This is a genomic window from Streptomyces sp. NPDC047072 (assembly GCF_040643855.1).
Classification (GTDB): domain Bacteria; phylum Actinomycetota; class Actinomycetes; order Streptomycetales; family Streptomycetaceae; genus Streptomyces.
This window is the reverse complement of the sequence record NZ_JBEYVC010000288.1, coordinates 1-8,204: the sequence shown is the minus strand read 5'-3', so window position 1 is coordinate 8,204 and position 8,204 is coordinate 1. Positions and strand designations below refer to the sequence as shown.

General features: G+C 71.4%; 6 protein-coding genes. 3 read left to right on the top strand and 3 right to left on the bottom strand.

All coding sequences use genetic code 11. From position 1 onward, the window contains the following. Positions 1-359 precede the first annotated feature (359 nt). The gene (locus ABZ896_RS50990) at positions 360-908 is read right to left on the bottom strand and encodes a MarR family transcriptional regulator (RefSeq protein WP_360945789.1); all 549 of its coding nucleotides are present in this window, start codon (positions 906-908) and stop codon (positions 360-362) included. A 122-nt stretch (positions 909-1,030) separates the two neighbouring features. Here ABZ896_RS50990 and ABZ896_RS50985 point away from each other — a divergent pair, with 122 nt between their 5' ends. Beyond that, positions 1,031-2,335 (top strand): MFS transporter, encoded by a 1,305-nt coding sequence (locus tag ABZ896_RS50985; RefSeq protein WP_360945792.1) that lies wholly within the window; start codon positions 1,031-1,033, stop codon positions 2,333-2,335. Here the strand turns inward: ABZ896_RS50985 and ABZ896_RS50980 are convergent. Continuing rightward, entirely contained in the window at positions 2,325-3,971 is a 1,647-nt protein-coding gene (locus ABZ896_RS50980; RefSeq protein ID WP_360945786.1) for a SpoIIE family protein phosphatase, read from the bottom strand. The genes ABZ896_RS50985 and ABZ896_RS50980 overlap by 11 nt on opposite strands. Before the next feature lie 226 nt (positions 3,972-4,197). Next, a complete protein-coding gene (locus ABZ896_RS50975; RefSeq protein WP_360945783.1) occupies positions 4,198-5,577 on the bottom strand; it encodes an NAD(P)/FAD-dependent oxidoreductase in 1,380 nt (459 codons plus the stop codon). A 374-nt stretch (positions 5,578-5,951) separates the two neighbouring features. On the opposite strand from ABZ896_RS50975, the gene ABZ896_RS50970 reads away from it, so the two are divergent. Next, positions 5,952-6,734, top strand: a complete 783-nt coding sequence (locus ABZ896_RS50970; protein ID WP_360945780.1) for a helix-turn-helix domain-containing protein — start codon at positions 5,952-5,954, stop codon at positions 6,732-6,734. Positions 6,735-7,006: 272 nt separating this feature from the next. Then, a partial coding sequence (locus ABZ896_RS50965; RefSeq protein WP_360945777.1) for a sigma-70 family RNA polymerase sigma factor occupies positions 7,007-8,204 on the top strand: 1,198 nt, incomplete at its 3' end.

The following is an 8,204-nucleotide window of genomic DNA, read 5'->3' as shown; positions in this document are numbered from 1 at the left end:
TGTACTCACCCTCTCGGGCTTTCCTCCGGGCAGTTTCCCTTCGGTCTTGCGTTTCCGACTCTATCAGATCCTTTCGGCGTCTGATTCCCAGTCAGAGGGGGTTGCCTTCCGGGCTGTTGGGCCCTTCCGACGACTCAAACCTTAGCGGATCCGCTCGGCGATTCCTAATCGGGCCGCCAACCCCGAAATCGAATTGAATTCGGGCATGCCGAAATCGACCCGTACGGGAGATCGTGCTGATGGTTTGTGTGCCGCTGCTGCGGCGGAGGTGCTGCCGCAGAACCGTTCCGGCCCCGTGGCAACCCGAAGAACTTTACGGATCCCGGCGAGGGCTGTCAAGCACCCTCTGTCAAGATCTTTTAGTCCAGGTCGCTGAGGCGCCCGCCGGCGTCCGGCTGTGCGTGCTCCACCCTGCGCAGGAGCCGGGTGAGCACGTCTCCGAGGGTAACGCGCTCCTCCGCGGAGAGGTCCTGGAGCAGGTCCTCCTCGAAGACGGTCGCGAGGCGCATCGCCTCCAGCCACTTCTCGCGGCCCTCGCCGGTCAGTTCGACGATCACGCGCACGCGGTTGGACTCGTCCCGTTCCCGGGTCACCAGTCCCTCGGCGAGCATGCGGTCGATCCGGTGGGTCATCGCGGCCGGCGTGAGCCCGAGCCGCTTGGCGAGGTCGCTGGGCCCCATCCGATAGGGGGCGCCGGAGAGGACGAGGGCCTTGAGCACCTCCCACTCCGCGCTGCTGATGCCGAGGGCGGCGGTCTGACGGCCGTAGGCGACGTTCATACGGCGGTTCAGGCGGGAGAGCGCCGAGACGATCTGCTCGACCTGGGGGTCGAGGTCCTGGAACTCGCGCTGGTAGGCGGCGATCTGTTCGTCGAGCGTCGGCTCGCTGATGCCAGGGGTCTCGGCCATGGCCGCAGTATCGCACGCATGCCCTTTGCCTTGAAGTCCTTCACTCTGTACTCTTTAGCTTCGAACTTTAGCTTTGAAGTCTTCAGACCTAACTAGTGAGAGAGGTGAACGTGACCAGGGCGATGGGCGCAGCGATGCGCCGGATCCACGTGGGCAACGCACTCAGCGCGTTCGGGCTCGGTTTCACCGTCCCCTACCTGTACGTCTACGTGGCGCAGGTGCGGGGCCTTGGAGCCATGACGGCGGGGCTCGTGCTCGCCGTCTTCGCGGTGGCGGCACTCGTCGTGCTGCCCTTCGCCGGGCGGGCCATCGTCCGGCGCGGCCCGCTGCCGGTGCTGCTCACCGCCCTTGTCACGGCCGCGCTGGGCGCGCTGAGCCTGGGGCTGGCGGGCAACGCGACCGCCGTACTGCTGTCGGCGGCCGCGCTCGGTGCGGGGCAGGCCGTGATGCAGCCGGCGCTGGCGACGATGATCGTGGACTGCTCGTCGGCGGACACCCGCTCGCGGGCCTTCGCCATGCAGTTCTTCCTCCAGAACCTCGGGCTCGGCGTCGGCGGTCTCATCGGCGGGCATCTCGTCGACACGTCGAGCACCGCGTCCTTCACGCTGCTCTTCGCGATCGAGGCGGCGGTGTTCCTGCTGCTCGTGGTCGTGATGGCCACGGTGCGTCTGCCGCACTCGCCGCGCGTCGAGGGCGCGCCCTCGCAGTCGGCGAAGGGCAGCTGGAAGCAGTTGCTCGGCAACCGCGCGATGGTGCAGCTGTGTGTGCTCGGCTTCGTGCTGTTCTTCGCCTGCTACGGCCAGTTCGAGTCGGGCCTGAGCGCGTACGGCGTGGAGGCCGCCGGCATCTCCACCTCCGCGCTGGGGACGGCCCTGGCCGCCAACACCGCGATGATCGTGGTCGCCCAGTTCGCCGTCCTGCGGTTCGTCGAGCGGCGGAGGCGGTCCCGGGTGATCGCGGCGGTCGGAATCATCTGGGCGGTGGCGTGGCTCACGGCGGGCTACGCCGGGCTCGGACACGGCAGCCAGGAGATGGCCACGGCCGCGTTCGTCTCGACGTACGCCCTGTTCGGTCTCGGTGAGGCGATGCTGTCGCCGACCGTGGCCCCATTGGTGGCCGATCTGGCACCGGAGGGCATGGCGGGCCAGTACAACTCGGCCTTCGCCCTGGTGAAGCAGCTGGCCCTGGCGGTGGGCCCGGCGGTGGGCGGCCCCATGGGGGCGTCGCTGCACACGCCGTACATAGTGACGTTTCTTCTGTTCTCCCTGGGGATAACTGCCCTGGCCATACGCCTGGGCAGCCACCTGACCCCCGTACAGAACCAGCCCTCACTGCGAAAGAGCCGGGTCGTGGCAACCGCCTCAGGGGCGCGGGGAACTGCGCGACCAGCCACAACGGACCCGCACCCCCACGGCGCTACCCCTTAGGCAACACGAACTCGCACCAGACGGCCTTCCCGCCCCCCGGCGTCCGACGAGACCCCCAGTTCGACGCGATGGTCGCCACTATGGCGATCCCGCGCCCGGACTCGTCCCCGGGCTCGGCCCGCCGGCGCCGGGGAAGGTGATCGTCCCCGTCGGTCACCTCGACGATGAGCCGTCGGTCGGTGCGGCGGAGCCGTAGCCGCATCGGCGGAGTGCCGTGCTGGAGAGAGTTCGCCACCAGCTCACTCACCGCCAGCACCCCCAGGTCATGCAACTCCACCGGGAACCGCCAACTGGTCAGCACGCCGGAGGCGAACGCACGCGCGCGTGGAGCCGCCTCGACGCCGCCCAGGAGTTCCAGCGCGGCGTTGCGGAAGAGTTCGCCGTCGGGCCCTGTGCGGGACGGGTGCTGGAGGACCAGGACGGCGACGTCGTCGTCGTGGTCGGCGGTGACGCCGGCCGAGCGGACCAGGCGGTCGCAGACGACCTGGGGTGTGCCGGTCGCGCCGGACAGGGCGCGCTCCAGGGCCGCGATGCCCTCGTCCAGGTCTTCGTTACGGCGCTCCACCAGTCCGTCCGTGTACAGCACCGCCGTGGAGCCGGGGCCGAGCGGGATGGAACCGGAGGAGTGCATCCAGCCGCCGGTGCCGAGCGGCGGGCCGGTGGGTTCGTCGGCGCGCAGGACCACGCCGGACTCGTCGCGCACCAGGATGGGCAGGTGGCCGGCCGAGGCGTAGACCAGCTTGCCCTCGTTCGGGTCGTGGACGGCGTACACGCAGGTGGCGATCTGGTTGGCGTCGATCTCGGTCGCGAGGCCGTCGAGGAGCTGGAGGACCTCGTGCGGGGGCAGGTCGAGGCGGGCGTACGCCCTGACCGCCGTACGGAGTTGGCCCATGACGGCCGCCGCGCGGACCCCGCGGCCCATGACGTCGCCGATGACCAGGGCGGTGCGGCCGCCGCCGAGGGTGATGACGTCGTACCAGTCGCCGCCGACCGCCGCTTCGGTGCCGCCGGGGTGGTAGGTGGCCGCGACGCGCAGGTCGTCGGGTTCCTCGAGCTCCTGCGGGAGCAGGGAGCGCTGGAGGGTGACGGCGGTCTCGCGCTGGCGGCGCTCGCTGGTTCTGAGACGTTCGGCGGCCTCGGCGTGGTCGGTGACGTCGGTGGCGAAGACGAGGACGCCGGTGCCGCCGCTGCCGGCTCCGTCGCCCTCGGCGACCGGGGTGCAGGTGAAGGTGTACGAGCGGCCGTCGGGGGCCTTGCGGGACTTGACGGTGCGCGGCTTGCCGCTGCGCAGGACCTGGTCGAGGAGCGGGAGGAGGCCGATCTCGTGGAGTTCGGGGAGGGCTTCGCGGGCCGGTTCGCCGGGGGGACGGAGGCCGAAGGCAGCCACATAGGCGTCGTTGACGTAGGCGAGGCGGTGGTCGCTGCCGTGGACCAGGGCGACGAGGGCCGGGACGCGGTCGAGGACCTCGCGCACCGGGAGCTCGTCGACGGCGGGGACCGGTGCGGTCAGCCGCTCGGCCCGGGCCGCGGGGACCGCGCCCTCCGACAGCCGGTCCTGGGTGACCACGTCGTCGGTCCGCGCTGCCGCGCGGCGCTGCGTTCCGGGGAGGCGGGCGCTCCAGCGCGTGAAGTTCACGAATCCTTGCCTCGTGTCGTCGTCTTCGTCGTCTGCGGCGTCGGGCGGGCTCCGGGCCCGGCCGGTGGGCTGGGGACGGCAGCCCGGGGGTGCGGCACGGTGGGAAACCTCTTGGGTGAAAGGGCGGGCGGCTGCCCGTCCAAGGTCGGGGATCAGTGTGGCAGGGCGACCGGCCGGGTCGATATCCGTCAGACGCCTACCCCGCCGGTGGAGTTCCTCGGTCCGGTCAGGACGACCCCTTCGGGTCGTCCGAGGGGTCGAGAGGAGGCTTTCCACCGGCCGCGAGTTCGAACTCCGCTCGGGGATGTTCGAGCGAACCCAGGGAGACGATCTCCCTCTTGAAGAGCCCGGAGAGGGTCCATTCGGCCAGGACGCGGGCCTTGCGGTTCACGGTGGGCACCCTGCTGAGGTGGTAGACGCGGTGCATGAACCAGGCAGGGTAGCCCTTCAGCTTGCGTCCGTAGACCTGCGCGACACCCTTGTGGAGGCCGAGGGAGGCCACCGAGCCGACGTACTTGTGGGAGTACGTCTGCAGGGGCTCGCCGCGCAGGGTGTGCACGATGTTGTCGCCGAGGACCTTGGCCTGGCGCACCGCGTGCTGGGCGTTGGGGGCGGTCTCGGTGCCGGGTTGCCCGGCGGTGACGTCGGGGACGGCCGCCGCGTCTCCGGCCGCCCACGCGTGCGTGGCGCCTTCCACGGTGAGTTCGGCGGTGCACCGCAGCCGGCCGCGTTCGTTGAGCGGGAGGTCGGTGGCGGCGAGCAAGGGGCTCGGTTTCACTCCGGCGGTCCACACGACCGTACGGGTCGGGAAGCGGGAGCCGTCGTCGAGGACGGCGACCCGGTCGGTGCAGGACGCCAGGCGGGTGTTCAGGCGTACGTCGATGTTGCGGCGGCGCAGTTCGCTGACCGTGTAGCGGCCCATCTCGGCGCCGACCTCGGGAAGGATGCGGTCGGAGGCCTCGACGAGGATCCACTTCATGTCCTCGGGGCGGACGTTGTGGTAGTACCGCGCGGTGTAGCGGGCCATGTCCTCCAGCTCGCCGAGCGCCTCCACGCCCGCGTAGCCGCCGCCGACGAAGACGAAGGTGAGGGCCGCGTCGCGGATCGCGGGGTCGCGGGTGGAGGAGGCGATGTCCATCTGCTCGATGACGTGGTTGCGCAGGCCGATGGCCTCCTCGACCGTCTTGAACCCGATGCCGTGGTCGGCGAGTCCGGGGATCGGGAGGGTGCGGGAGACCGAGCCGGGGGCGAGGACGAGTTCGTCGTACGACAGATGCTCGCCGCCGGTGCCCTCCTCCTCGGTGGCGAGCGTGGTCAGGAAGGCGGTGCGCTTGGCGTGGTCGATCGCGGTGACCTCGCCGACGACGACCCGGCAGCGGTCGAGGACGCGGCGCAGCGGGACGACGACATGGCGCGGGGAGATGGAACCGGCGGCCGCCTCGGGGAGGAACGGCTGATAAGTCATGTACGGGTCGGGCGTGACGACGGTGATCTCCACATCGCCCCGCTGCAGTTCCCGTTTCAACTTCCGCTGAAGACGCAGAGCCGTGTACATCCCGACGTAGCCGCCGCCGACAACCAGAATGCGCGCACGTTCCTTCACCATCCCATGACGCACCCGGCGCTTGAGTTTGTCCACAGCCCCGACAATTTGTGTGACCGGAAGTCGTCGGCGCGCCGCTTTGGCCGAATCGTCGGAGTGCGGGGAAGGTTCGCAGGTCAACGGGTGTGCGCCGGGCGGTCGTAGGGGGTGCAATCGGGGCGTTTGTCGCCCGTACTCCGATCGGGGGGCGCTCCGTGCGGAACCTGCCCCTTCTGAATTGACCCCCACTCAACTATGTTCGTGTGTCGACGGGGTGTAGGGGGATGTGCTCCGGGTCCGCGACGGGCGGACTCGCGAAACGGGTCAGTTCCGCACACTCCGGCTTTCGATGGCGGGGAGAGTCTCCGGGGGGAGACGTCATTACCGGGGGATCATTTATGCACATTCAGGACTCTCATTGGTCTACCGCGTCCGCCATCGCACCCGGTGGCGGGGCGATGGGCGGTGCGATGGGATCGGCGATGAGCGCGGCGGGCAACGGACGCGGGGACAGCTCGCGGACGGCACCGCTGCGCGTGGACGCACAGCGCAATCTGGAGCACGTCCTGCGGGCCGCGCGCGAGGTCTTCGGGGAGCTGGGCTACGGCGCCCCGATGGAGGACGTGGCGCGGCGCGCGCGGGTCGGTGTCGGCACCGTGTACCGGCGCTTCCCGAGCAAGGACGTCCTGGTGCGCCGGATAGCCGAGGAGGAGACCTCGCGGCTGACCGACCAGGCCCGGGCGGCGCTCGGCCAGGAGGACGAGCCGTGGTCCGCGCTCTCGCGCTTCCTGCGCACCTCGGTCGCCTCGGGCGCCGGGCGGCTGCTGCCGCCGCAGGTGCTGCGGGTCGGCGTCGCCGAGGACGGGAGCGACGGCGGGTACGACGGGGCGCGGGTGCCGCAGCAGCGGACCACCCCGGGCTCCGGCGAGCTGCGGCTGGTGCCGGAGGAGACCTCGTCGGTCGCCGACGACACCGGGGCGGCGGCGCTGCTGGAGGTCGTGGGCCGGCTCGTGGAGCGGGCCCGGGAGGCGGGCGAGCTGCGACCCGACGTGTCGGTGTCGGACGTCCTGCTGGTGATCGCGACGGCCGCGCCCTCGCTGCCGGACGCCGCCCAGCAGGCGGCGGCCTCGGCCCGGCTGCTGGACATCCTGCTGGAGGGGCTGCGGTCACGGCCGGCGTGACTCGGGAGAGTGACAGCGGGGTGCGGCCGGGATGCCGTCCGCACCCCGGAACATTCACGCCCATTTCGGGCGAGCTGACTCCCTGCCGTCCAACTCCTGTTCCATGCCAGGACAGTTGAGCCTTCCCCGAACGGGTGACGGCTAGTACTGCGCGGCGCGAAGTCCCCACGGACGAGTGGACAGTCCGCACCGCGCGCTGCTGACTAAAATTCGATATGGCACTCTGACCCGGTGTTCGGGACTGGTGGAGCTGGCGGCGGGGGCATTCCGCGATGAGCGTTGACGGGCGGAACGACCCTCTCGGCGAGGGCGAGGGCGACGGCGAAGCCGGTGGCACGCCACAGGTGCCGGGGCAGGGCGGCCGGGCGGGCATCCCGCAGGGCGGCATCCCGGCCCAGGGAGACCCCGTCGAGCCCGTCGAGGGCAGCGTGCCCGCGCAGCGCGACCGGCGCGAGGACGGCGGCATCCTGCCGCCGCCGCGGGAGATGCCGCCGGCCGACGCCGACCTGATCGAGCGAATGCGCTCCGGCGACGACACCGCCTACGAGGAGCTCTACCGGCGCCATGCCGAGGCCGTGCGCCGCTACGCCCGCACCTGCTGCCGCGACGGCCACACCGCGGACGACCTCACCGCCGAGGTCTTCGCCCGCATGCTCCAGGCGGTGCGCGGCGGCTCCGGACCCGAGCACGCCGTCCGCGCCTATCTGCTCACCAGCGTCCGCCGGGTCGCCGCGGGCTGGACGAAGTCGGCCAAGCGCGAGCAACTGGTCGACGACTTCGCGGTGTTCGCCGCCCAGGCCGCCACCGCCCGCTCCTCCGAGGTCTCCGACACCGACACCCTCGACCTCGGCGCCGATGTGCGCGCGATGCACGAGGCCGAGCAGTCCATGGCCATGCAGGCCTTCCGCTCGCTGCCCGAGCGCTGGCAGGCCGTGCTGTGGCACACCGAGGTCGAGGACGAGTCGCCGAGCGAGGTCGCCACCCTGTTCGGGCTCGACGCCAACGGCACGCGCGTGCTCGCCAGCCGCGCCCGCGAGGGCCTCAAGCAGGCCTACCTCCAGGCCCACGTCAGCGCCTCCCTCGTCACCGACGAGGAGTGCTCCCGCTACGCCGACCGGCTCGGCGCCTACGCCCGCGGCGGCCTGCGCACGCGTGCCGAGCGCGGGCTGCGCAAGCACCTGGAGGAGTGCGCCAAGTGCCGGCTGGCCGCGGGCCAGATCAAGGAAGTCGCCAGCGGTATCCCGGCCGTCGTCCCGGTCGCGGTCATCGGCTGGTTCGGAGCCGCCGGGTACGCCAAGGCGGCCGCCCTCATCGCCGGCGGCGCCGGAGCCGGGGCGGCCGGTGCCGCGGGCGCGGCGTCCGCGGCGAGCGGTTCCTCGGGGGGCACCGCACCGCGCGGACCGCATCGCGGCCAGGCTCGCGGAGAAGGACCACTGGGCGCCCGCCGACCTGCCGTCGATCCACATGGAC

What these genes read in the sequence shown, in the direction of transcription:
- ABZ896_RS50975 (WP_360945783.1), bottom strand. Translation starts at nt 5,577, where the DNA reads ATGGTGAAGGAACGTGCGCGCATTCTGGTTGTCGGCGGCGGCTACGTC.
- ABZ896_RS50990 (WP_360945789.1), bottom strand. Translation starts at nt 908, where the DNA reads ATGGCCGAGACCCCTGGCATCAGCGAGCCGACGCTCGACGAACAGATC.
- ABZ896_RS50985 (WP_360945792.1), top strand. Translation starts at nt 1,031, where the DNA reads ATGGGCGCAGCGATGCGCCGGATCCACGTGGGCAACGCACTCAGCGCG.
- ABZ896_RS50970 (WP_360945780.1), top strand. Translation starts at nt 5,952, where the DNA reads ATGCACATTCAGGACTCTCATTGGTCTACCGCGTCCGCCATCGCACCC.